The sequence below is a fragment of the Streptomyces sp. NPDC102467 genome, assembly GCF_044765445.1.
In the GTDB taxonomy this organism is placed as follows: Bacteria; Actinomycetota; Actinomycetes; order Streptomycetales; family Streptomycetaceae; genus Streptomyces.
Map to the genome: position 1 here is coordinate 1 of NZ_JBIWKA010000034.1, position 23,327 is coordinate 23,327.

Sequence of the window (23,327 nt, forward strand, 5' to 3'; positions counted from 1 at the left end):
GAAACCGACCCCGTTCACCTGGACCAAAACAGCCGAAGAAATCCTCGACTCACTCGCCCGCTTCTGCCAACGGATCTCCGGCGCGGGACACTAGGACAAGGGAGCGCCCCAGCGACGTGCTCCGGCTGTATGAATCACGAGTGTTGTCACGCTGATGGGGCTTGATCATGGCCCGGACTCACTCCGGCACTGACTCTGTGCCATACTCCCGTTCCCCCCACATCTATTTTGCTGTCCCGTGCCTTCCTGAGGCGTGCCCGCTCGCGGCTCGCCTCGTGAGGCAGGCTCTTTTCCCGTGGGGGGAACCGTCCGATGGGCTCTACTCTGCGCGCTGTGCGCGCTCTCGTGCTGCTGCTCGGCTTCTATCTGGTCGGCCTTGTGCTGCTCGGCGCCCTGGGCGCGGTCGACTGGTGGCTGGTCGTGGACGGCGGCCACGGCATCGCCGCGCTGAAGATCGTCTTCCTCAGCCTGGTCGTCGGGGTGCCCATCGTGCAGGGCATGTTCGCGGTGCGTAGCCCGCGGTTCGAGCCGCCGGCCGACGGGCTGCGGGTCGACGAGCGCCAGGAGCCGCGGCTGTGGGCCGCCGTGCGCCGGCTCGCCGAGCAGACGGGCACCCGCGCGCCGGACGAGATCTATCTGGTGCCCGCCGTGAACGCCGCCGTCTACGAGAAGTCGCGGCTGCTCGGTCTGTTCACCGGGCGGCGGGTGCTGCTGGTCGGCATGCCGCTGCTGAGCGGTCTCGACGAGGCGCAGCTCATCTCCGTACTGGCCCATGAGTTCGGCCACTACTCCAACGCCGACACCCGGCTCGGCGCGATCAACCGGCGCGGCTTCGAGCAGATCTCCCGCACCGTCTCGGCGCTGATGCGGCGCTCGGCGGCCAAGGTGGACGACGAGCGGGTGAAGGCGGAGCAGAAAGAGGCGCGTCGCATCGCCAAGGGCAAGTCGGCACGGCAGATCAACACCGGCTCCGCGGGCCTGAGTTACCGCCTCGCCGCCAAGCCCTTCCTCTGGTACGGCATGTTCTACGTGCGGTCCATGCGGGGCACGATGCGCCGTCAGGAGTACGCCGCCGACCTGGCCGCCGCGCACATCGCGGGCCGCGCAGCGACAGCGTCCGCACTGCGCGAAGTCCCGGCCCTGGACACCGCGTTCGGCTTCTACATGCAGTCGTACGCGAGCCTCGGCGCGAACGCGGGCCTGCTGCCGCCGCAGGGCGAGGTCTACGGCGGCCTGCACCACCTTCTGGAGGCGCGCTCGGCCGAACTGGACGAACTGCGCCGCGCGTTGCCGCGCGAGGAGCGTTCCGCGTACGACACGCACCCGCCGATCGCCGACCGGGTGGCCCGCATCGAGCAGCTCCCCGACGACGGCCGCGCGGCGGGCACGGCCGGGCCCGCGCTCGGCCTGCTGGCAGACCCGGCCGCCGCGTTCGCCGCCCTCGAACAGGCGTCGCTCACGCCGGAGGCGCTCGCGATGCGGCGTGCCGCGGACTGGGCGCAGCTCGTGCACGAGTCGATGACGACGTACGCCGACGGGGCCGCGCAGCCGCTGCGGCGGGCGGTCCGCGAAGTGACCGGCGCGGACGGCTCGTTCGACTCGGTGCTCGCGGCGATCGACGCCGGTGCGCTGTGGCAGGTCGCGGACCGACTGCCCAAGTCCGCGCAGGCGGCGGCCGCGAAGGGCCGGGCGGCCCGGGAGTTCGTCCGCCCCCGGCTGCACAGTCTGCTCCGCGACCTGACCGTCGCCGAGCTGATAGCCCGCGGCGGCGCGCACTTCGAGGTCTCCTGGTCGGATCCGGCGCTGCTGCGGCTGCACGACGCCTCCGCCGAGCAGCTGACCCGGGCCCTGGACGATGCGGTCGCGGATGTGCCGGACACCACCGGTCTACGGCAGTTGCTGAACCCGGCCGGCTTGGCGGGCAGCACGAAAGACACGAAAGAGCGGGAGTCGATCTGATGGGCCTCTTCCATAACCGGCGTGGCACGAACCCGAACCGCGTCGGATCCTTCAGCGACAAGCAACTCGCGGCGGCAGCGCGGCAGTTCGGGCTGGTGCCGACCGAAGAGATCGACGGCGACGCGGCGATGGCCCCCGACCCGCGGCTCGAGCAGGTCAAGTTGGCGGTACGGGCAGGGAACTGGCAGGCGGGGGCCGCGTATCTGGAGGAGGCGGGCCGCGACTGGGCCGAGCGGAACCGCCGCTCAGGCGCCCTCGCCGCGGAGGCCGTCGAGGACGACGGCTGGCTGCTCGCCTGGCGCACCGCGCGGCGCGACGATCCCGCGGCGGCGCTCGTGAACGCCCGGTCGCTGGTCGACCTGGCGTGGGCGGTCCGCGGCGGCGGCCTCGCGGGTGCCACGACCCGGGAGCAGTTCGCCGGATTCCACCGGACCCTCGAACAGGCCCGCGAGGCGTTCGCCACGGCACAGGCGCTGGCGGGCGACGACCCGTGCCCGTTCATCGCGGAGCTGCCGCTGGCGATGGGGCTCGGCTACGACCACGAGGCGTTCGAGGCGATCTGGGCCGAGGTGGAGCAGCGGGACCCGTACCACGTGGGCGCGCACCGCTCGGCGCTCCAGTACTGGTGCGCGAAGTGGCGGGGCTCGCACGAGGCGGCGGAGGAGTTCGGCAGGGTGGCCGCGGCGAAGGGCGCTCCCGGACAGCTCCTGTCCACGATCGTCCTGGACGCGTACTTCGAGTACGAGATCACGGACGAGACGCTGAACCCCGGCACGTACTACCAGCAGCCGCACATCGTCGCGGCGACGGACACGGCGCTCGAGGATGTGGCGGCGGCGCACGCGAAGGACCCGCACGACCGGCGCATCCCGCCGGCCCGCCACATGCTCGGCCACTTCCTGTACTCGCAGAACCGGTACGAAGAGGCACTGGAGCAGTTCCGTGCGGTGGACGGGTACGCGGGCACGACACCGTGGTCGTACTACGGGGATCCGGCGGAGCGGTACGCGCGGGTGCGGAACTACTGCGCGGCGCAGGTCGCGCACCGAAGCCCCTCCGTACGATGACGTGATCGGGGCTCCGTAGCCAGGCCCATCTCCCGGCGGAGCCGGTTGCGCCCGGGCGGCGCGTTGTTACCTTCGCGCGGCAGGGGACTCCGATCACGCTCCTGGGCTGCGTAGGGTGACAGCGGCAGGAGCCCCAACTTCCGGCGGTTCGCGGGTACCCGGGTCGCGGATGTCGGCGCGGGTACTCATCAGGACGCTGATCTGCCTTCAGGATGGCGGCAGTTCAGTGGTGAGTCTGTCGGCAGGCACTCGCTCGATGCGGGTCCAGCCTCTCCAGCCTCGCTCCTCCAGGATCGCCAACAGCCGCGCGGCGCCCGGCGAGGACTCGGCCATGGTTGAGTCCAGCAGGTCGACGAACTGGTCGTCGATGCCGTCGTCGCCGCCCACCTCGCCGGCCTCCACAGCGCGAATCATCAGACGCTCCATGGCGTCGGCGACCTCGACGAACCGCGGGTCATCGGCCGACCAGTCGAGAGCCCCGTTGAGAAGGCCGTAGAGCTTCACCGTGTCGGGGTCGTCCAGCTCCGCGTGCTTCTTGGCGATCACCGAGTCGATCGAATGCGGCACCTGGGCGGCGATCATGATCCAGGCGTCCCGCTCCTTCTCGATGTACTTTTCCTCGACGCCAAGACCGCGCAGCCGGTCGAGGTATCCCACGACGCTTGCCGGGAGCGCCAGTTGCTCTCCGGCAGCGAGCTGGGCGAGTCGCCTGCGGGTGTCCTGCAGCCGCCGGATCTGGGCGCGCAGATCCTTGTCCATCTCCTGGACGCTGCCGGCGAACTCCTCCGGGTGGGCGTCGAGGAGTTCCTGAACCCGGCCCAGCGGCACGCCGGCATCTGACAGGGTGCGGATACGGATCAGGCGCACGACCGCAACAGCGTCGTAGGCCCGGTAACCGGACCGGTTGCGTTCAGGCTCCGGCAGCAGGCCGATCTGGTGGTAGTGGCGTACCGCCCGCACCGTCACTCCGGCGTACGCCGCAAGCCGGCTGATGGTGAGCATGGTTCCCAGACTGCCTCAGGCGATCTTGCGGCGATAGACGGCCATCGCGAAGAGGTACGCGACGATGAGGATACCGACGCACCACGCGAGGGCGGCCCAGATGTCGTCGCCGACCGGTCGCCCGGCGAACAGGCCGCGGATCGTGTTGACGATCGATGTCACCGGCTGATGCTCGGCGAACCAGCGCACCGGGCCGGGCATCGTCGTGGTGGGTACGAACGCCGAACTGACGAACGGCAGGAAGATGAGCGGGTAGGCGAACGCCCCCGCTCCCTCGACCGACGAGGCAGAGAGCCCGGGGATCACAGCGAGCCAGGTCAGCGCCAGGGTGAACAACAGCAGGATGCCGGCGACCGCGAGCCATGCCGCCACTCCTGCCCCTGAGCGGAAGCCCATGAGTACAGCGACGCCCACGACGAGCACGAGCGCGATCAGGTTGGCGACCAAAGAGGTGACGACGTGGGCCCACAGCACACCCGACCGAGCGATCGGCATGGACTGGAATCGCTCGAAGATCCCGCTCTGCACATCGGTGAACAGCCGGTACGCGGTGTAGGAGATGCCCGATGCGATGGTCATGAGCAGAATGCCGGGAAGCATGTAGTTCACATACGGAACCGACCCGGTATCAATGGCGCCGCCGAACACGTAGACGAACATCAACATCATGGCAACCGGCGTGATGGCCGTCGTGATGATGGTGTCCATGCTGCGTGTGACATGGCGCAGGGTCCGCCCCGTGAGCGCGGCAGTGTCGCTGAAGAAGTACGCGGTCATCCTTGTCCCCCAGTTGCTGTGCCAGTGGCGTCGCTCTTGTCGCCGCCGCCGATGACTGCGAGGAAGATCTCCTCGAGAGTCGGCTGCTTCTCGACGTACTCGACCGTGGCGGCCGGGAAAAGCTGCTTGAGCTCGGCGAGGGTGCCGTTCACGATGATCCGGCCCTGGTGAAGGATTCCGATCCGGTCGGCCAACTGCTCGGCCTCATCCAGATACTGCGTGGTGAGCAGCACCGTCGTCCCGGAGCCGGCAAGCTCCTTGACCGCATCCCACACCTCGATGCGCGCCTCGGGATCAAGACCGGCCGTCGGCTCGTCCAGGAAGATCACCGGCGAATTCCCGATGAGGCTCATCGCGATGTCCAGCCGACGGCGCATCCCACCCGAATACGTGGACACTCTCCGTTCGCCCGCCTCGCTCAGCGAGAATCGCCTCAGCAGACCATCCGCGATCGCGCCAGGGTCCTTGATGTGGCGCAGCCTGGCGACGAGGGCGAGGTTCTCCCGACCGCTGAGGATCTCGTCGACGGCCGCGAACTGCCCGGTGAGACTGATGGACTCCCGCACGTTCGCCGGTTGCGTGCCGACGTCGAAGCCATTGACGCTCACCGCCCCGGCGTCGGCCTTCAGGAGCGTGGCGAGGATCCGCACGGTCGTGGTCTTGCCCGCCCCGTTGGAACCGAGCAGGGCGAAGATGCTGCCCGGGGCCACGTCGAAGTCGACACCGCGCAGCACTTCGAGCCTCCCGTACGACTTCTTGAGACCTTGCACGCGAATCGCCGGTTCGGCGATCGATTGCGCCGTCATGGTCATCTGCCTCCTTCGCGAAGCGGTTCCAGGCGGCTGCGTGGAAGCTCCTCCCGGAAGGATGAAGGGTTGACCCAGCGTCAAGGTCAAGCCCGTCCCGACCACGGCATCCAGATCGCCGGCCGCCCGCACACCCCCCAGCGATGACAGGCCGCTCGCCCCGAGCTCGTTCGGCCGCGAACCCACCGCATGCAGAGCTGTCGATGACGCACTCCCACCTGGGCTGCTGCGGCCGCTCTTACCTTTACGAGACGAAGGGCCCTCCTGGACGTGCTCGAACGCCTCGGCCCGCCCTCGCAGGCCGTGCCCGCGACGGACGTCGCCGACGTCGCCCGTACCTCGTTCGAGGCCCTCCCGAACAGGGCTGTTTACGTACAACTACCCTGTCTCCACCGCCGGTTCGAGCAGTGCCAACGTCCGCTCCGCTGCATCGAAGGCGGCACGGATGCCGACCGGCATCGGCAGATTCGGGCCGGCGTGCCCGACCTCGACAAGGGCACGATCTTCGGCGGACACGGACACGGTCTGCGCCGACACGAGCAAGGTGTCAGGCTGCCTAATACGCCAGCTCCCCGATCCCCCCATCCACCCGCAACACCGTGCCTGCGGTGTAAGCGGACTCGTCCGAGGCGAGGTACACGGCCGCCTTCGCCAGCTCCGTGGCGGTTCCCAGGCGGTGCAGGGGTACGGTCTGCCGGAGCTCCTCATAGAGGGCGGCCTGGCGTTCGGGGCCGAGGGGGGCGAACGTGTTGGTGACGGTCGGGCCCGGGCTCAGTCCGTTGACGCGGATGCCCCGGTCCTTCAGCTCGTAGGTCAGGCCGCGCGTGTAGGAGAGCAGCCCCGCTTTGGCCGCGCCGTAGACCGTCGCGTTCTCATGTCCTATGTACGCGGAGACCGAACCGACGAGGATGACCGACGCCTGCTGCGAGAAGAGCGGCAGCAGATCCCTGATCAGGAAGAACGGCGACTTGAGATTGGTCGCGACGAGCCTGTCGAACGCCTCCTCGGTCCATGCGTCGAGCGGGAGGTGGGTGACGTCGGCGGCGTTGCTCATCAGGATGTCGAGCTTGGGCCACTGCGCCCGCAGCCGTGCCGCGAGTTCCGCCTGGCCGGGTACGTCACCGGCGTCGCTGACGATGGTCAGCACCGGGCCTTCCAGTTGCCGGGCTGCCTCGTCCAGCCTTTCTTGGGAGCGGCCGGTGATGGCGACGCTCGCGCCTTCGGCGAGGAACTGGCGGGCCGTTTCGAGGCCGATGCCGCTCGTTCCTCCGGTGATGAGTGCGTGCTTTCCTGCAAGACGATTCACTGTTCTGTTCTCCTCAGATCGCGGTCCGGCCGCCGTCGGCGGCCACGATCGCTCCGGTCATGTAGCTGGCGCGGTCACTGGCGAGGAAGGCGACCACCTGCGCCACTTCGGCTGGGTCCGAGGTGCGCTTGAGCGCGGTGGTCAGCCCCATGCCGCCCAGGTCCGGGCCCATCACCGCGACCACCTTGGCCGTGCGCATCGGCCCGGGGGCCACGGCGTTGACCCGTACCTTCGAATCGGCGAACTCCGCCGCCCAGGTGCGGGTCAGCGATTCGAGCGCTGCCTTGGTGGCGCCGTAAACGGCCATGCCCGGCATACCGAGGCCGGCCGCGGTGGAGCTGATGTTGACGATGCTGCCGCCGCCGGCCGCGGCCATCTTCTGCGCGAACAGCGCGGTGAGCAGGAACGGTGCGCGCACGTTGACGGCGAAGGCGGCGTCGTAGCCCGTGAGGTCCTGCTCGGGGGTCGGGGCGAACGTCATCACACTCGCGTTGTTGATCAGGATGTCGACGCTTCCGGCATCGTCGGCCAGTTGCCGCACAGCCTCCGGGTCGGACAGGTCGGCGACGACGAACCGCACCGTTCCGGCCAAGGAGCCGTCAGCGCCCGCGTGTATGTCCGCCACCACCTGGGCACCGCGCTCGGCGTCGTTGCCGGTGAGGATCAGGTCGGCCCCGCCCGCGGCCAGCGCTTTGGCCGTCGCGTGTCCCAGGCCGCCGATCGCGCCGGACCCGGTGACAAGTGCCGTCTTCCCAGCGAATTCCATCGTTCCGCCTCCCACGTCGGCCGGTGGCCGACGACTTCTGTGCATCCGTTCAAGAAGTGATGCGCGAGAAGCTACGACTTCTTGAACGTCAAGTCAAGAAGTCGTAGTCTTGGCCGCGTGACACGAACCGGACGCCCTCGCGAGTTCGACAAGGAACAGACGCTGACGCGCGCACTCGAACTGTTCTGGTCCCGTGGGTACGGGGCGACGTCGGTCCAGGACCTGGTCGACGCGCTGAACGTCGAGCGCGGCAGCCTCTACGGAGCGTTCGGTGACAAGCGCCGCTTCTACCTGGACGCCGTCAGGCTCTACTGGGAGGTGTACGAGCGGCACCTGACCACCGCGCTCGACACCGCCCCGCTTCTGCCGGCCCTACGCGAGATCCTGACCCACCCGGCACGGCTGGACGAACTGGTCTCCGACGTGGGCGTGCCGCAGGGCTGCCTGGTCGGCAACACCACCGCCGAACTCGTCCCCCAGGACAGTGAGGCCACGCAGGTCGTGACCCGCTCGTACCGCCGGTTCACCGAGATCGTCACCGACGCGCTCCGCCGCGCCCAGACAGCCGGCGAGGTCACGACCAACTCCTCACCCCAGGCCCAGGCACAACTCCTGCTCTACATCGTCCAGGGCCTGTCGCTCGTTTCAAGGGCAGGTCTCGATCAGAGCGCGGCGCTGGCTGCGATCGACACGGCGGTGGACGGGCTGCGGGCGTGACCAGTACCTCTATGCACCTACGCCCGCATCAGCCGGACGCGTGCTGCTGACCCCCTCCCTTCCTGTACTCCTTCACAACGGCCCGGAGCGCGACCGCACCGCCGTCGATGCCGCCGCCCTCGCCCTGCCGTGGCACAACGGCCGCACCCACGTGCCCACACAAAGATCAGGCTGTTCAAGCGTCTGATGTACAGCCGCGCCAGCCACCGCATCCTGCGCCGGTCTCCCGCCCACTGCCAGGCGCGCGGCCTGAACACCCGGATTGGATCGTGGGCGCCTGGGCGGCCGGCGACCTGCCGGGTCTGGACGCCGCCTGGGTGGCCGATGCCCTGCTGGACCTCGGATCACAGCGGGGCCAGGACGAGTGTCGCAGTCGCAGTGATGTCGGATCCCACATCACTGCGAGACCCACTCAGTGCCGAACCGGGAGGGACAACCAGAAGAACTTCTCCGGCAAGCACCACCACTACGGCCCGCACTTCCTCGTCCTGACCTGTCCTGACCTGACCTGACGGACGAGACGGGACGGCTGATCTGGATCTCCGCTGCGCGGCCCGGCCGCTTCCACGACGTCACCGCCACCCGGCATGACCATCTCGTCGAGCACCTGAAAGCGGCCGGCCTTGGCGCGCTCGCCGACCTGGGCTTCCTCGGCGTGGACAAACCCGACGCCCCCAACGGCCTGGTCGTCGTCACCGGCTTCAAGGTCACCCGTTACCGCAAGCTCACCCCTGGACAGGAGGAGGCGAACCACGTGCGGGCCGCCGGACGGGCCCCGGTCGAGCACGGCTTCGCTCACCTGAAGAATTGGTGCGTGCTGACCAAGCTCCGCGCCGATCCCGCACGCGCCACCCACATCCTGCGCGCCTTGCTCGTCCTGACGAACCTTGAGGTCAGCCGCTGAGACAACGCCGCATGCAGTGCGCGACGTTCGTCTGATGCGTTCGCCCTCTGGCCAAGGACCCGGGCACGGCATTGACTTGCCGGAACACGGCACAGGTCAAGCGAAAGGGGTAAGGGTGCGCGCACGCGGCATCAATTACGACACGGGATTCCTTCCTGGGGAACAACTCTCCCGTAAGAGCTTCGCTCCTGAGACAGTCCGCCACGACATGGCAGTGATCTCCAGGGAGCTTCACTGTGACGCCGTTCGTATCTCCGGGCGAGAGCCCGAACGGCTGAGCATCGCTGCCCGGCACGCCGCGGACATGGGCCTCGAAGTCTGGTTCGCTCCCTTTCCCGTGGACGTCCCCCACGATCAGTTGCTTCCGTTCCTCGCCGACTGCGCCCGCCGCGCTGAAGCCGTGCGGGAGGCCGGCGCCGACGTGGTGTTCGTCGCCGGCTGTGAGATCAGCGCGTTCTGCGGAGGGTTTATCCCGGGTGATACTTATGGCGACCGCCTGCAGGCCATGGCCGGTGCCGACCTGGAGTGGTGGTCCTCCCTCGGCCCGGTGCAAGAACGCCTCAACGACTTCCTCTCCGCAGCCGCCGCGGTCGTCCGTACGCGCTTCGGCGGGCGGGTCGCCTACGCCTCGGCGCCCTGGGAGTTCGTCGACTGGCAGCCGTTCGACTTCGTCGGTATCGATGCCTACCGTGCCGCCTACAATGCCGACAGCTTCCGGGACGAGCTGCGCGGCCACCTCGCCCACGGAAAGCCCGTCGCGGTAACCGAGTACGGAACCTGCGCCTATCAGGGGGCGGGCGAACGCGGCGGCATGGCCTGGCAAGTTCCGCACGACGCGGTGCCGGACGAGGACGAACAGGCACGCTACTTCACCGAGTTGCTGGACGTCTTCGAAGAGGAAGGCGTGGACACCGCGCTCTGGTTCACCTTCGCCGGCTTCAGCAGGCTCGGGCAGCACGACCTTGGCTCGTACGGCGTCGTCCGGATGCTCGACGAGGCCCGCTGGGAACCGAAGAAGGTGTTCCACACGATGGCCGTCAGACACCCACATGGCTGAAGCGTCATGACCTCCGTGCGGAAAGGCTGTCGGCGTCAGCCGTAACTGAACACCGAGCGAGCGTCACAGAACGCTGGTTCTGGCACGGCGCGGCAGACGATCTTCTCCGCAAACTGCCGCCGCGATCAGCACGAGCACCCCGTAAGACCAGCACGTCAGATCTCTGACCTGCGACGTGAAGTTGGTGGAGGCTCACTGGGCCAGGCCGGGTGGGGTGGGGTGGGGGTCAGCTGAGGGCTTGCCCCTCTGCATGGACGATCCGCGTTCTGCTGCTGGTCAGGGGTGTTGAGTGAGCTCCTGGTTGTGTTCGCCGAGGTCGGGTGCGGGACGGCGGAAGGTGTGCAGTCCTGCGCCGAAGGTGACCGGGAAACGTGCCTGGGGCGTGGTGGGGTCGTCGCCTTCGCACGGGAAGAGGTCCCGGGCGATGGCGTGCGGGTCGGTGAGGAGGTCGTCGGGGCGCGCGTGGACCGGGGCCCAGGGGGCATCCATGTCGGTGAGGCGCTTGTGCCACCAGTGGTGATCGCGGGCCGCGAAAACCCTGTTGAGCAGGGCGTTCACCTTCCGTTTCGCGGCTGTACGGTCGCCTCTGCGGTCGTAGGCGTCGTCGGCCAGCTCGGTGAACTCCGGGAATTCTGCGGCGAGTTCGGTTCGTAGCCGGATCCAGAACTTGTCCTCGAACGTGGCCAGGGAGAGCAGGCGCCCGTCGGCGGTGGTGAAGAGGTCGTTGTCGCCCTGGACGAGGCCGGCCGTCAGCGGGTCGTCGAGTCCTCGCAGGGGGAGGGCGAACAGGGAGCACCAGGCGGTGATGGACTCGCTGAGTGAGACGTCGATGTGCTGCCCTTCGCGGTCACCGTCGCCGTCTGCTGCGACCGCGGCGGTCAGTGCGAGTGCCGCGTGCATGGCTCCTGCCATGTCGCCGACACGCACGCCGGGGCGCGTGATGCTGCCGTCGACGCGGCCGGGTACCGCGAAAAACCCGGACAGGCCGAGGAAGTTGAGCTCGTGGCCGGGCTTGGCGGCGTACGGGCCCGTCTGCCCGTAGCCGGTGAGGGAGCACAGGACGAGCCGGGGGTTGGCCGCGTGCAGGACATCGAAGCCGACGCCGAGGCGGTTCAGAACTCCGGGCCTGAAGCTCTCGACGACGGCGTCGGCCGTGGCAGTGAGCCGCAGAACGCGTTTCGTCCAGCGTCGGTGCGCAGGTTGAGGGTGACGGAGCGCTTGTTGGGTTCAGCGCGTCGAAAAGGGACGGCGCGAAGCGGGGCGGGTCACCGCCGGCCGGGTCCTCGATCTCGATGACGTCGGCGCCGAGGTCGGCGAGCAGGGAGGTGGCGTACGGGCCGGGCGGCAGCCGGGAGAGGTCGAGGATGCGCTTGCCGGTGAGGGCGGACCAGGCGGGGGGTGTTGTCATGCGGGTACTCCCGTGTCGCTCATTCTGTTGATGCAGGTCAGGCATTGAAGGCGAGCAGCTTGGCGATGCCGTTGCGCTGGATCTCCGATGTGCCGGTCAGGACGCGGAACATGCGGATCTTGCGGAACAGGAACTCGATCTCATTGCCTTGCGTGAGCCCCTCCTTGCCGTGGATCTGTACGGCGTCGTCGAGGATGCGGAAGGACGACTCCGCGACGTAGAGCTTGCACATGAATGCCTCGGTGGGCACGTCGCGCCCCGCGTCCAGGGCGGCGTACGTCATCGAGCGCGCGGCGTACAGCTCGGTGGCCATGTCGGCGACCTTGTGCTGGATGGCCTGGAGCATCAGCAGCGGCTGCCCGCCCGCGACCTTGCGGGTCCTGGTGCGGTCCACGGTGAGGGCGAGGGCGCGGCGGGTGGCGCCGAGAACGGTGGGGCAGTGCAGCAGCCGGTTCGTGGTGACGCGGCCGAGCGCGATGCGCATGCCTTTGCCCTCCTCGCCGAGGAGGTTGGCGGCGGGCACGAGGCAGTCGTCGAGGACGATGTCGCTCTCGATGTGCTCCCCTGACATGGGCGTCGCCCCGTCCTCGACGCGGCAGCCTGGGCTGTCCAGGTCGACGAGGAAGGCGGAGAACTGCGGCTTGTCGTCCTCGCGTTCACCCGCATCGGCCATCCGCGCGACCACGATGGCGAAGTCGGCGAACGGCCCGGCGGAGGAGAAGACCTTGTGCCCGGTGAGCCGGTATCCGCCGTTTTCGTCGCGGACGGCGACGGTGCGTCCTGCCCGCAGCATTGGCTCCGCCTGTACGGTGCGGATCTGCGGAGCCCAGGACGGCCAGGCGGCTGTGTGCACATACCGCTGCCAGACCGTGTCCACGGACGCCGCACCCGCGGCACGCACTGTCCTTCTCACCCGTCCACCGTGCCTCTGGGCTGCGTGCGGCGCCAGCTGTGGGGCGCGGCCATGGCAGCATGACGGTCCAATTGTGGGTGTGACAACTTAACGGCCCTGTCTCACTTTCGGTGGTGACGGAGAGTGCTGCTATCCGAGGAGGATGCGGTGGCGCAGCAGGGTGAAGCCTGCTCGTCCGTGCATTGGGCGTGCGATCCGTTTGGTGTTGGTGTTGACGCCCTCGGTGGGGCCGTTGCTGTACGGAAGTGTGAGCCCTGCGATGACGGCGTCGACGTCCCGACCCTGACCCCGGGGGAAGGCATGCAGATGGGGAAGGTCGGCTGCTCGGACTTGGGCGATCCCGTCCGTGAGCGCGTCGGCGTTGATGGCGTGCGGGGTAAGGAGCGGGGCGAAGTCCCAAACACCGGACGCTAGTTGTGTCATCTCGGGGCAGCTGGCGGTGAGATGTGGCTGCGGTCGGAGTCCGCGCGGCCCTGGTTGATGTACTGGTGCAGGCGGTTCAGGCAGCCCGCTAAGCCGAGGGCTTTGAGCTCTTCGAAGAGGTGCTTGACGGGGACGCCGGGGTCCTCGACCCGGCGTTGGCGCAGCTTACAACTCTCCGTCACCACCGAAAGTCGGGCGGCCCCGGCTGGTGGCTCGGGGCTCACCGTCCTGATGCCGCGGGCAACTCCACGGTGATGCGGAGCCCGCCGGCAGGACGTGGGGTAAGCGTCAGGGTCCCGTCGTGTGCCTCGGTGATGGTCTTCACGATGGCCAGGCCCAGGCCGACGCCTGCCTGGTCGGTGTGGATGCGCTCGGTGCCGCGCTGGAAGGGTTCGGTGAGGGTCGCGACCAGCTGGGGGGTGAGCTGCTCCCCGGTGTTCTCCACGGCGAGTACCACGGTCTTGGGGCAGACGCCGATGTGGACCCAGACGGTGCCCTGTTGCGGCAGGTTGTGGATGATCGCGTTGTGGACGAGGTTCGTGGTGAGCTGCAGCAGGAGCGCGGGTGAACCGCTCGTGGGGGCGATGTCGCCGCTGGTCTCAAGGGTGACACCGTGCTTTTCCGCGAGCGGGTGGAGCGTTTCGGCTGCTTCCTCTGCGACGAGTGACAGGTCGATGTGTTCTCGGGTGAAGGACCGCTGGTTGGCGCGGCTGAGCAGGAGCAGCGCCTCGGTGAGGTCAATGGCCCGGGTGTTGATGGTGTGGAGGCGGTCGACGAGTTCGCCGGTGTCGTGGTTCGGATCGGCGCGGGCGACGTCGATGAGTGTCTTCGAGATCGCCAGCGGGGTACGCAGCTCGTGCGAGGCGTTGGCGACGAATCTCTGCTGTTCCGCGACGTGTGCTTCGAGCTGGGCGAGCATCACGTCGAAGGCGTCGGCGAGTTCACGGAACTCGTCCTTACGGCCCGGAAGACGGATCCGGTGGGACAGTGATCCGGCCGCTGCCGTGCGGGTGGCGTGGGTGATTCGGTCCAGGGGGGCGAGCATGCGTCCGGCGAGGATCCATCCTCCCAGGAGGCCGAATACCAGGAGGAACACCACTGCTACGGCTGCCGTTGGAGCGAAAGCGCGCAGGAAGAGGGTGCCTGGATTTTCTCGCACCGCCCCCGATTCGTTGGTCTTCAGCCATCCCGATCGCAGGAGGAACACTCCCACGGCGACGAGCAGCAAGCCCCCCGTGAGCATGAGGAATCCGGCGTAGCTGAGGGTGAGTTTGAGGCGGACGCTCAGGCCGGGCCGCCTATCCACGGTCACCGTCGCCATGCCCGGTGACGGGTGCTGGGTCGATGCGGTAGCCGACGCCTGGCACGGTGGTGATGAGCCAGGGTTCGCCGAGGCGTTTGCGCAGGGCGGAGACGGTGATGCGTACGGCGTTGGTGAACGGGTCGGCGTTCTCGTCCCATGCGCGCTCCAGGAGCTCTTCGGCGCTGACGACACCGCCTTCTGCGGTGACGAGGACTTCGAGGACCGCGAACTGTTTGCGGGTGAGCGCAATGTAGCGGTCGTCGCGGTGGACCTCTCGGCGGAACGGATCGAGGCGCAGGCCCGCGATCTCTCGCACCGGCGGCCGGTTGTGGGCACGCCTGCGGTCGAGGGCCCTGATCCTGAGCACGAGCTCCAGGAGTTCGAAAGGCTTCGTGAGGTAGTCGTCGGCGCCGAGTTCGAACCCGGATGCCTTGTCGTCGAGCCGGTCGGCGGCGGTGAGCATGAGGACGGGCATGCCGCTGCCGGAGGCCACGATGCGACGGGCGATCTCGTCGCCTGAAGGTCCGGGAATGTCGCGGTCGAGGACGGCGATGTCGTAGGTGTTGATATCCAATAGTTCCAGAGCGGTATCGCCGTCACCGGCGATGTCGGCCGCGATCGCTTCCAGGCGCAGGCCATCGCGGATGGCTTCTGCCATATAGGGCTCGTCCTCGACGATCAAGACACGCATGCTTTCAAGGCTATGGGTCGGCACATATCGTCGGCGTATCGAAAACCGCATACGTGCTGGCAACACTCCGCCGCCTTGCCTGGGGGCATGTCCTACAGCGAACCAGCACGAGCAGCAGCCGGGAAACCGGTCGTCAGGCCGATCAGCGCCGCCGAGCATATGGCGTTCGTGCGGGCCCAGCGGTCGGTCAGCTTTCTGCAGACCCCGGCGTGGGGCCGTGTCAAGACCGAGTGGCGCAGCGAGTCCCTCGGCTGGTTCGACGGCCGGCGCCTGGTCGGTGCGGGACTAGTCCTGCACCGACCAGTGCCGCGGCTCGACCGCCTCACGCTGGCGTATCTGGCCGAGGGCCCGGTCATCGACTGGAGCGGTGGGATCGATGCGTGGCTCGACCCGCTGGCGGCGTATCTCAAGGAGCACGGGGCGTTTGCGATCCGGCTCGGCCCGCCCGTGGTAACCGACACTTGGAGCTCCGCCCAGGTCAAGGGGGGTATCGCCGACCCGGACATCCGTCGGCTGACCGACGTGCCAGGACAGGGGGGCGGCCCGGCCGGCGCCCAGGTGGCCGCTCGGCTCAGCGACGCCGGCTGGCTTCCGCAGAGTCCCGAGGACGGCTTCGGGGTCGGGCACCCGCAGTTCAAGTACGAGATTCCGCTGAAGGGCAGGACCGAGGATGACGTACTCAGGGGCATGAACCAGCAGTGGCGCCGCAACATCAAAAAGGCGGCCAAGGCGGGGGTCGAGGTCACAGTCGGCGAGGTGACGTTCGGCGAGGACCTGAAGGCATTCCACGACCTTTACGTCCACACCGCCGAGCGCGACCGCTTCACGCCCCGGCCGCTGCGCTACTTCGAGACCATGTTCGCGGAGATGCTGGCCGAGGATTCCGAGCGGATCAGGCTCTATCTGGCCCGCCACCAGGGCGATGTGGTGGCCGCTGCTGTCCTGATCCGTGTCGGTGTCCACGCGTGGTACTCCTATGGCGCCTCCGCCACCGAGAAGCGCGAGGCGCGCGGCTCCAACGCCTGCCAGTGGGCCATGATCCGCGACTCGCTCGCGGCCGGCTGCGACGTCTATGACCTGCGCGGCATCACCCCCACGCTCGATGCGGACGACCCGCATGTCGGGCTGGTCCAGTTCAAGGTCGGCACCGGCGGTCGGGCGGTGCGGTACATCGGCGAGTGGGACCTGCCGCTACGGCCGATGATCTACCGGGCCTTCGACCTCTACATGAGGCGCCGGGCGCGATGAGCATGAGGATCCGACCGGCACACCGCGCCGACGCCTCAGCCGTCAACGAGCTGCTGGACCAACTGGGTTATCCACAAGACGGCCGGGCAGCGACGGCGGACCGCATCCAGACCTGGGCCGGGGATCCGTCCAGCGCGGCCTATGTGGCTGAGGCCGACGGCGACCTCCTCGGAGTCATCGCCGTCCACGTCTGCCCGTTCTTCGAGCGCGACGGCTCCTGGGGCCGGATCGTAGCCCTGGTGGTTCTGGGTCGAGCACGCGGCCGCGGCGTCGGCTCTCAACTTGTAGCGGCCGCGGAATCCTTCGCCGCCACCAGCGGGTGCGTCCGCATGGAGGTCACCAGTGGGGATCGTCGCCAAGATGCGCATGAGTTCTACCAGCGCTGCGGATACATCGACCAAGCGGGGAAGGCGTCCCGGTTCCTACGCGATGTGCCAACAGGCGGATCCTGACCACGTCGTCGAGTGTCGCTCCCACCCCGCCGAACTACGCGAGCGCGGCGGCGACCTCGTCGAGGCGCACCCCGCGGGAGGCCTTGACGAGCACCGCATCGCCGGCGGCGTGACGGACACGCAGCCGGTCGACGGCCGCGTCGTTGTCGGCCACCGCCCGCTCTCCCGCCCCGTCGGCCATCAGCCGGGCGCCCTCGTCGACCGCGACCATCACTTCGGCCCGGGAGGCGGCGTACTCCCCGACGACGCGGTGCTCGGCCCCGCCCTCCTCGCCGAGCTCGGGCATCTCGCCGAGGACAGCGATACGGGGGCCGCCCTCGATTGCCGCCAGCGCGTCCAGGGCGGCGCGTGCCGAGTCGGGGCTGGCGTTGCGGGGTCGCTGAGCAGGGGCGCGCCGCCTGCGAGAGTGTGCAGCTCCACACGCCATGTCGACAGCGAGGTAGAGGACGGCGGTGCCACCGGGCGCCAGCCCCTGCATCAGCTCGCCCTGCCCGTCTCGATGGCTGCGAGTGAGCCGAAGTCGCCGAGGGGGCCTGTCCGACATTGAGTACAACGGCGATGTCGGGCGACCAGGCCAGCGAGCTCGGCGATGTCGCCGACGCGGCGGGCTCCCATTTCAAGGACCAGGAATCGGGAGGCGACATCGGCGCGCCGCACGGTGAATGGCACGCCGAGCTCGTTGTTGAGGAGCCGATGGTGGCTATCGCCGGCGAGTTGGGTGAAAGCACCGCCGCCAGCAGGTCCTTGATGCTGGTCTTGCCCTGCGAACCGGTCAGCCCGACGACGGTCAGCCTGTCGCGAAGCCAGGCTACGACGTGGGCGGCGAGCGCATGCCGGCGCGGCCTAGAGACCTCGATACGAGGGTGGGCAGCGGCGTTGACCGCGAGCCGAGTACGGCGACCGCGTCGGCGTGGGCGCGCATAGTCGTGGCCGTCGACGTGCTCGCCGACGACGGCGACGAACAGGCCGCCCGGCTCTGCCTGCCGCCTGTCGAGCACGGCCGGCGCGTTCGCGGTCACCGCGCCGTCACCCTCAACCGTCCCGCCGACGATTTCGGCGATCTCGCCGAGGCCGAGCGGAATCATGCCCGTCCCCTGGACGTCATGCCGGGTGTTGTGTCGGTCATGCCTCGAGTCAAAGCAGCGGGACGTATCGCGGGCATATCGAAAACCACATACGTTCCGACAACAGCCCGCCGCCTTGACTAAAGGCATGACCCACAGAAATACGAACCGCATCACCATCTACGGGTGTGGCCCGGACGAAGCCGTCCTGTTCCGCGAACTGGCGCCGGGCCTCGGTGTGCAGCCGGCCATCACCGACGCTCCAGTGTCCGAAGCCAATACCGAACTGGCCGCCGGCAGTCGGTGCGTCAGCGTCGGCCACAAGACGCCCATCACCCACGCCACTCTGCGTGCGCTCGGCAGAGCCGGCGTGGGCTATATCTCCACGCGGAGCATCGGGTACAACCACATCGATGTGCAATACGCGGAGAGCATCGGCATCTTCGTCGAAAACGTCTCCTACTCGCCGGACAGCGTGGCCGACTACACGCTGATGCTCATGTTGATGGCGGTACGGGACGCGAAAGCCATCGTCCGGCGCACCGACATGCACGATTACCGGCTGAGCGATGCGCGCGGTAAGGAACTGCGCGATCTGACGGTCGGAGTGATCGGGACAGGCCGTATCGGGGCGGCAGTCATGGACCGGCTGCGGGGTTTCGGCTGCCGCATCCTGGCCCATGACATCCGTCCCGTGGACCGTCCCGGTCCTGCTGTCGAGCTCATTCCGCTCGATGAATTGCTGCGGCGGAGCGACCTGGTCACGCTGCATGCGCCGCTCACCGCGCAGACGCACCATCTGCTGAATCGGGAGCGCCTGGGACAGCTGAAGAACGGTGCGCTGATCGTCAACACCGCACGTGGTGCGCTCATCGACACCGATGCACTGGTGAAGGCATTGGAAAGCGGCAGGCTGAGTGGCGCGGCACTGGATGTCGTCGAAGGCGAGGAAGGCATCTTCTACGCCGACTGCCGGGACAAATCCATAGAAAGTAAGGGGCTGTTGCGGCTGCAGGAGCTGCCGAATGTGCTCGTCAGTCCGCACACCGCCTACTACACGGATCACGCCCTGCGCGACACGGTCGAGAACTCGATCACCAACTGCCTGGAATTCGAAAGAAGGAATCAGCATGTCTAAGGCCAAGCTGCGGGTCGGAATCCTCTTCGGAGGCTGCTCGGAGGAACACCTCATTTCCATCAAGTCTGCTCGGGAGATCGCGCGAAACCTTGACCCGGACACGTATGAGCCGTACTTCATCGGGATCACACGCGACGGCGCCTGGAAACTTTGCGAGGGCCCCGCCACGGACTGGGAGAGTGGCGCTTACCGGTCCGCCGTGCTGTCCCCGGACCGCGATGTGCGCGGACTGCTCGTCCTCGATGAGGGGAAGTACGAGACGGTCGGCCTGGATGTCGTTATGCCCGTGCTGCACGGCAAGCTCGGGGAGGACGGTGCGATCCAGGGCCTGCTCGAGCTGTCCGGGATCCCGTACGTGGGCTGCGACGTGCAGAGTTCCGCGTTGGGCATGGACAAGTCCCTCGCTTACGTTGTCGCCGCCGGCGCCGGAATCGCCACGCCGAATTTCAGGACGGTCGCAGCGGGCGAGGACATCGACGCCGGCCGGCTCACCTATCCCGTCTTCGTGAAGCCGGCCCGCTCGGGATCGTCTTTCGGAGTCAGCAAGGTGGCGCATGCGGAAGAACTGCCGGCCGCGCTGGACGTCGCCCGGCGGTACGACACGAAAGTCCTGGTCGAGGAGGCGGTCGTCGGCAGCGAGGTGGGATGCGCCGTTCTGGGCGCCGGAACGGATCTGACCACGGGGGAAGTTGACCGCATCGCCCTGTCCCATGGGTTCTTCCGGATCCACCAGGAGGACGCACCCGAGACCGGCTCCGACAATTCGACGCCGATCGTCCCCGCAGACATCCCGGCTGAATCCAGGGACCGCGTCCAGGACGTGGCGAAGGCCGTCTACCGCGCCCTGGGCTGCAGCGGACTCGCCCGCGTGGACCTGTTCCTCAAGGACGACGGACAGGTCGTCCTCAACGAGGTCAACACGTTCCCCGGAATGACCTCTTACAGCCGCTATCCGAGGATGATGGCCGCCGCCGGGGTTCCACTGTCCGAGGTGATCGACCGTCTGGTGACCGGGGCACTCGCCCGGCCGCTGCCTTCGATGGAGCAGGCTGATGCGTAACGACTTCGTCTTCATAGACGAGTTCATGCCCGGGGTCCGCTGGGACGCCAAGTATGCCACCTGGGACAACTTCACCGGGAAACCGGTCGCCGGATACCTTGCCAATCGGATCGTCGGCACCAGGGCACTGTGCGCGGCATTACAGAGCGCGCGAGAAGAGGCGGCCTCGCACGGATTCGGTCTGCTGCTCTGGGACGGATACCGCCCGCAACGCGCCGTGAACTCTTTCCTGCGCTGGTCCAAGCAGCCGGAGGACGGCCGCACCAAGCAGCGCCACTACCCCCATATCGACCGGCCCGAGATGTTCGAGAGCGGATATGTGGCGGCCAAGTCGGGCCACAGCCGCGGCAGTACCGTCGACCTGACGCTGTATCACCTGGAAAGCGGCGACGTCGCCGACATGGGCGGTGACCACGACCTGATGGACGCGGTCTCGCACCACGGAGCGGAAGGAATCCCGCAGTTCGCGATGGACAGCCGCAGACGTCTTCGCACCATCATGGAGACCAGCGGATTCAGCTCCTACGCCTGCGAATGGTGGCATTACACGCTCACGGACGAGCCCTACCCGGACACCTACTTCGACTTTCCCATCACCCAGGTGAGTCTGGGATGAATACAGCGCGGCTCCGGCGGTACGACCGGAGCCGCGGCCCCCGACACCGAGCGGCGAGGGCAGGCACCCCACCCGAACCCAAGCACGTATCGCCGGCGTATCGAGAACCGCATACACCCCGGCAACACCCGGCCGCCTTCACTGAAAGCATGACTCAGAGCCAGCCGACCCCCGCCCCGCACCCCCTCTCCCTCGCCGAGATCGCCGCGCTCGTGGATGGCCGGGTCATAGGGGACGCGACCGTCACAGTGAGTGCTCCGGCCGTCCTCGACAGCCGACACGGCGAACCGGGCGGTCTCTTCGTCGCCATGGCCGGTGGGCGCGTCGACGGCCATGACTACGCAGTTCGTACCCGTGCGACCGCCGTGCTCGGCTCTCGGCCGACACCGCTGCCCACCGTCGTCGTCGACGACGTACCGGCCGCACTGCAGACACTCGCCGCCCACTCCGTGGCCCGGCTGCGCGAGCGGCTGACCGTCATCGCGGTGACCGGCTCGCAGGGCAAGACCAGCACCAAGGACCTGCTGTCCGCGGTCCTTTCGGGCGCCGGTCCGACCGTCGCCACACACGGTTCGTACAACAATGAACTCGGCGTGCCCATAACCATGCTGCGCGCCGACGCGCACACCCGCTTCCTCGCCCTGGAAATGGGCGCCCGCCACGTCGGCGACATCGCCCACCTCACCGGGCTGGTCGCACCCGACGTCGCGGTCGTGCTCAACGTCGGCCAGGCCCACATCGGGGAGTTCGGCTCGCGCGCGGCCATCGCGCGGACCAAGGCTGAACTCGTGCGCGGCCTCGCCTCCGACGGCACCGCCGTCCTCAGCGCCGACGACCCCCGCGTCGCAGCGATGCGCGCGCTGACCGACGGGCCGGTCCTGACCTTCGGCCGCGCCGAGCACGCCGACGTGCGTGTTCAGGACATGGTCCTCGACCGCCTGGGCCGGCCGACCTTCACGCTGCGCACCTCCGGTGCCTGGGCCCGGGTCGCGCTGCCGCTCGTGGGTGCCCATCAGGTACTCAACGCGGCGGCGGCCGCCGCGGCGGGGCTCGCAGCCGGCATCCCCCTGGTCACCTCGGCGGTGGCCCTCAGCACCGCCTCACTGTCCAAATGGCGTATGGAACTGCGCACCCTTGCCTGCGGCGCGACACTGCTCAACGACTCCTACAACGCCAACCCCGACTCCACCCGAGCCGCACTGGACACACTCGCATCCATCGCAGGCCGCCGCCGTATCGCCGTACTCGGCGCGATGCTCGAACTCGGCGCCGACAGCGAGGCCGAACACCGAGCGGTGGGCGAGTACGCGGCCGCACACGCCGACCTGGTGGCAGTCGTCGGCGCAACCGCCCGTCCCGTCGCCGACGCCGCGGGGGAGCGGGCGCTCATGTTCCCCGACAACCAAGCGGCCGCAGCCTGGCTGCACGAGATCCTTACCGGCGGCGACGTCGTCCTCGTCAAGGCGTCGCGCGGCGCCCGCCTCGACGAGGTGGCCGCCGCACTCGGGTAACCGTGCGACGCGGCCTCAGCGCCCGGACCGCCGCGCTCTCAAAATCCTGCCGGGTCCCGCACTGCGTATTCTGCCGTCAGGCCGCTGAAGCAAGCCCCGCCTGCGCGGGGCCCCCAAGGGTCAGCCCCACCATGAGAGCTGCTGCAACTTGTTCCTTATCCTCGGCGGTCACGTTCGTTGAGCGTGCAGATCGCGCCGAACAGCCATCGCCGCCATTGGCGATCCTGAATAGCCCTCCGCTCGCGGCGCAGTGCTGCGGGGCTTCAAGCTGTGCGGTGCGCTCCGGTGAAGGCCCGTAGGGCTTCCTGCGAGTGGGGAAGGCCGAGTTCACGCAGTCGGTCGGCGGACGATCGGATGACCCAGGCGTGCTGATGGTCAGCGAGACCGTCCAGCAGCCGCTGCTGGGCCACCGTCAATTCGGTGTATCGGGGTGCGGAGTGCGGCAGGGGGGCGGGAAAGAGCTGCTCGATGGCTGCGGGTGCAGGATCCGGAGTGATCCCGGGCGATGCTAGGCAGACATGCGTCAAGCGCCTCTTGTGTGGAGGGCGGGTCCCAGGTGGGCGGGAGGGCGTGGAGGGTGCGCTCGATGTGGCCGTGAAGGTCGCCTTCGAAATAGTCGGTTACGTGATCGAGCGCGCTGTGCCCGACCATGACTCCGCGATGGCGGCAAGTGAGGACGCGTGGGACCGCCGGCCGAAGCGGGAGGACTACCTGTCCGATGCGGTCTATCAAGCTGATCACAACGCCTGGCAGGAGGCCGCGGATGCGATCGAAGCCGCTCGGTCACCGGGGCCGTCTTTCTTCACGACGACGGCTGCGGCTTCTCCGCACTCCTCCTGGTCAGCGGGCCCATGAGAGGGACCCTGTGGTTCGACGGGCGGGCGACGTGCGATCGCCTGAACCCGCTGCTCAACGATGACGGTCGAGCCGCGACATTCGCGGAGTGGTATCTCGACTGGCTCGCCTCGCTCACGAGGAGTCGCTGACAACGCCCGAACAGCGCCGTGCCGCTCACCAGAGCTGGTACGCAGGCGTAGGCACGCCCATTTGGTACCGCTGGTTCGACTCGTAGATCCCAAGATCCGTAGTGGTCTTGCGATCTCGCTGGTGGAGACCGGCGCACGCATGGGTGCGGCCAT

24 protein-coding genes and 2 pseudogenes are annotated in these 23,327 nt (G+C 68.3%); 13 read left to right on the forward strand and 13 right to left on the reverse strand.

Going from position 1 to position 23,327, the window contains the following annotated elements; all coding sequences use genetic code 11:
* The first annotated feature begins 333 nt into the window (after positions 1 to 333).
* Together ACIREE_RS40385 and ACIREE_RS40390 are read left to right on the forward strand one after the other, a co-directional pair.
* Complete coding sequence (locus ACIREE_RS40385) at positions 334 to 1,959, forward strand: M48 family metallopeptidase (protein WP_404164249.1); 1,626 nt, start codon at positions 334 to 336, stop codon at positions 1,957 to 1,959.
* Positions 1,959 to 3,026: a hypothetical protein gene (locus ACIREE_RS40390; RefSeq protein ID WP_404164251.1), complete on the forward strand. Its 1,068-nt coding sequence runs from the start codon at positions 1,959 to 1,961 to the stop codon at positions 3,024 to 3,026. Before ACIREE_RS40385 ends, ACIREE_RS40390 begins: the two co-directional genes overlap by 1 nt.
* 207 nt (positions 3,027 to 3,233) lie before the next feature.
* Here the strand turns inward: ACIREE_RS40390 and ACIREE_RS40395 are convergent, their stop codons facing one another.
* The 6 genes from ACIREE_RS40395 to ACIREE_RS40420 all read right to left on the reverse strand — a co-directional run bounded on the left by ACIREE_RS40395 (position 3,234) and on the right by ACIREE_RS40420 (position 7,683).
* Complete coding sequence (locus ACIREE_RS40395) at positions 3,234 to 4,028, reverse strand: MerR family transcriptional regulator (protein WP_404164252.1); 795 nt, start codon at positions 4,026 to 4,028, stop codon at positions 3,234 to 3,236.
* A gap of 15 nt (positions 4,029 to 4,043) precedes the next feature.
* Positions 4,044 to 4,805 carry an ABC transporter permease gene (locus ACIREE_RS40400; protein WP_404164254.1) on the reverse strand — a complete coding sequence of 254 codons (762 nt, stop codon included), beginning with the start codon at positions 4,803 to 4,805 and terminating at the stop codon, positions 4,044 to 4,046.
* Complete coding sequence (locus ACIREE_RS40405) at positions 4,802 to 5,611, reverse strand: ABC transporter ATP-binding protein (protein WP_404164300.1); 810 nt, start codon at positions 5,609 to 5,611, stop codon at positions 4,802 to 4,804. Before ACIREE_RS40405 ends, ACIREE_RS40400 begins: the two co-directional genes overlap by 4 nt.
* Before the next feature lie 378 nt (positions 5,612 to 5,989).
* Positions 5,990 to 6,148, reverse strand: a complete 159-nt coding sequence (locus tag ACIREE_RS40410) for a hypothetical protein (protein WP_404164256.1) — start codon at positions 6,146 to 6,148, stop codon at positions 5,990 to 5,992.
* 19 nt (positions 6,149 to 6,167) lie between these two features.
* Positions 6,168 to 6,917 carry an SDR family oxidoreductase gene (locus ACIREE_RS40415; RefSeq protein ID WP_404164258.1) on the reverse strand — a complete coding sequence of 250 codons (750 nt, stop codon included), beginning with the start codon at positions 6,915 to 6,917 and terminating at the stop codon, positions 6,168 to 6,170.
* Positions 6,918 to 6,930: 13 nt separating this feature from the next.
* A complete protein-coding gene (locus ACIREE_RS40420) occupies positions 6,931 to 7,683 on the reverse strand; it encodes an SDR family NAD(P)-dependent oxidoreductase (RefSeq protein ID WP_404164260.1) in 753 nt (250 codons plus the stop codon).
* A 117-nt stretch (positions 7,684 to 7,800) separates the two neighbouring features.
* Here ACIREE_RS40420 and ACIREE_RS40425 point away from each other — a divergent pair, with 117 nt between their 5' ends.
* The 3 genes from ACIREE_RS40425 (at position 7,801) to ACIREE_RS40435 (ending at position 10,361) form a co-directional block, all read left to right on the forward strand.
* On the forward strand, positions 7,801 to 8,400 hold the full coding sequence (locus ACIREE_RS40425; RefSeq protein ID WP_404164262.1) for a TetR/AcrR family transcriptional regulator: 600 nt from the start codon (positions 7,801 to 7,803) through the stop codon (positions 8,398 to 8,400).
* Positions 8,401 to 8,938: 538 nt separating this feature from the next.
* Positions 8,939 to 9,304 carry a transposase family protein gene (locus ACIREE_RS40430; protein ID WP_404164302.1) on the forward strand — a complete coding sequence of 122 codons (366 nt, stop codon included), beginning with the start codon at positions 8,939 to 8,941 and terminating at the stop codon, positions 9,302 to 9,304.
* A 115-nt stretch (positions 9,305 to 9,419) separates the two neighbouring features.
* Positions 9,420 to 10,361, forward strand: a complete 942-nt coding sequence (locus ACIREE_RS40435) for a hypothetical protein (protein WP_404164304.1) — start codon at positions 9,420 to 9,422, stop codon at positions 10,359 to 10,361.
* Between the two features lie 276 nt (positions 10,362 to 10,637).
* On the opposite strand, the gene ACIREE_RS40440 is transcribed toward ACIREE_RS40435, so the two are convergent.
* The 6 genes and pseudogenes from ACIREE_RS40440 to ACIREE_RS40465 all read right to left on the reverse strand — a co-directional run bounded on the left by ACIREE_RS40440 (position 10,638) and on the right by ACIREE_RS40465 (position 15,099).
* Positions 10,638 to 11,531: a CoA transferase gene (locus tag ACIREE_RS40440; protein ID WP_404164306.1), complete on the reverse strand. Its 894-nt coding sequence runs from the start codon at positions 11,529 to 11,531 to the stop codon at positions 10,638 to 10,640.
* An 82-nt stretch (positions 11,532 to 11,613) separates the two neighbouring features.
* Positions 11,614 to 11,814 (reverse strand): annotated as a pseudogene (locus tag ACIREE_RS40445) (CoA transferase); the annotation flags it as partial.
* Positions 11,807 to 12,682, reverse strand: a complete 876-nt coding sequence (locus ACIREE_RS40450) for an acyl-CoA dehydrogenase family protein (protein ID WP_404164263.1) — start codon at positions 12,680 to 12,682, stop codon at positions 11,807 to 11,809. The pseudogene ACIREE_RS40445 and the gene ACIREE_RS40450, both read right to left, overlap by 8 nt.
* Before the next feature lie 129 nt (positions 12,683 to 12,811).
* A pseudogene (locus ACIREE_RS40455) lies at positions 12,812 to 13,269 on the reverse strand (ISL3 family transposase); the annotation flags it as partial.
* A gap of 56 nt (positions 13,270 to 13,325) precedes the next feature.
* A complete protein-coding gene (locus ACIREE_RS40460; RefSeq protein ID WP_404164265.1) occupies positions 13,326 to 14,426 on the reverse strand; it encodes a sensor histidine kinase in 1,101 nt (366 codons plus the stop codon).
* Positions 14,404 to 15,099, reverse strand: a complete 696-nt coding sequence (locus ACIREE_RS40465) for a response regulator transcription factor (RefSeq protein ID WP_404164267.1) — start codon at positions 15,097 to 15,099, stop codon at positions 14,404 to 14,406. Before ACIREE_RS40465 ends, ACIREE_RS40460 begins: the two co-directional genes overlap by 23 nt.
* An 87-nt stretch (positions 15,100 to 15,186) precedes the next feature.
* Between ACIREE_RS40465 and ACIREE_RS40470 the strand changes: the two genes are divergently transcribed.
* Both ACIREE_RS40470 and ACIREE_RS40475 read left to right on the forward strand, forming a co-directional pair.
* Positions 15,187 to 16,347 (forward strand): lipid II:glycine glycyltransferase FemX, encoded by a 1,161-nt coding sequence (locus tag ACIREE_RS40470; RefSeq protein ID WP_404164268.1) that lies wholly within the window; start codon positions 15,187 to 15,189, stop codon positions 16,345 to 16,347.
* A gap of 2 nt (positions 16,348 to 16,349) precedes the next feature.
* Positions 16,350 to 16,799: a GNAT family N-acetyltransferase gene (locus ACIREE_RS40475; protein WP_404164270.1), complete on the forward strand. Its 450-nt coding sequence runs from the start codon at positions 16,350 to 16,352 to the stop codon at positions 16,797 to 16,799.
* A gap of 34 nt (positions 16,800 to 16,833) precedes the next feature.
* Here the strand turns inward: ACIREE_RS40475 and ACIREE_RS40480 are convergent, their stop codons facing one another.
* Positions 16,834 to 17,277: a glutamate ligase domain-containing protein gene (locus ACIREE_RS40480; protein ID WP_404164272.1), complete on the reverse strand. Its 444-nt coding sequence runs from the start codon at positions 17,275 to 17,277 to the stop codon at positions 16,834 to 16,836.
* A 448-nt stretch (positions 17,278 to 17,725) separates the two neighbouring features.
* Here ACIREE_RS40480 and ACIREE_RS40485 point away from each other — a divergent pair, with 448 nt between their 5' ends.
* From ACIREE_RS40485 to ACIREE_RS40510, 6 genes are all read left to right on the forward strand, one after another.
* Positions 17,726 to 18,007 carry a hypothetical protein gene (locus ACIREE_RS40485; protein ID WP_404164274.1) on the forward strand — a complete coding sequence of 94 codons (282 nt, stop codon included), beginning with the start codon at positions 17,726 to 17,728 and terminating at the stop codon, positions 18,005 to 18,007.
* A 4-nt stretch (positions 18,008 to 18,011) separates the two neighbouring features.
* Complete coding sequence (locus ACIREE_RS40490) at positions 18,012 to 19,001, forward strand: D-isomer specific 2-hydroxyacid dehydrogenase family protein (RefSeq protein ID WP_404164276.1); 990 nt, start codon at positions 18,012 to 18,014, stop codon at positions 18,999 to 19,001.
* Positions 18,994 to 20,061 carry a D-alanine--(R)-lactate ligase gene (gene vanA / locus ACIREE_RS40495; RefSeq protein WP_404164278.1) on the forward strand — a complete coding sequence of 356 codons (1,068 nt, stop codon included), beginning with the start codon at positions 18,994 to 18,996 and terminating at the stop codon, positions 20,059 to 20,061. Before ACIREE_RS40490 ends, vanA begins: the two co-directional genes overlap by 8 nt.
* The gene (vanX, locus tag ACIREE_RS40500) at positions 20,054 to 20,677 is read left to right on the forward strand and encodes a D-Ala-D-Ala dipeptidase VanX (RefSeq protein ID WP_404164279.1); all 624 of its coding nucleotides are present in this window, start codon (positions 20,054 to 20,056) and stop codon (positions 20,675 to 20,677) included. The genes vanA and vanX overlap by 8 nt, the downstream gene beginning before the upstream one ends.
* Positions 20,678 to 20,826: 149 nt before the next feature.
* Positions 20,827 to 22,188, forward strand: a complete 1,362-nt coding sequence (gene murF / locus ACIREE_RS40505) for a UDP-N-acetylmuramoyl-tripeptide--D-alanyl-D-alanine ligase (RefSeq protein ID WP_404164281.1) — start codon at positions 20,827 to 20,829, stop codon at positions 22,186 to 22,188.
* A gap of 570 nt (positions 22,189 to 22,758) precedes the next feature.
* Entirely contained in the window at positions 22,759 to 23,043 is a 285-nt protein-coding gene (locus ACIREE_RS40510; protein WP_404164283.1) for a hypothetical protein, read from the forward strand.
* The last annotated feature ends 284 nt before the right edge of the window (positions 23,044 to 23,327 follow it).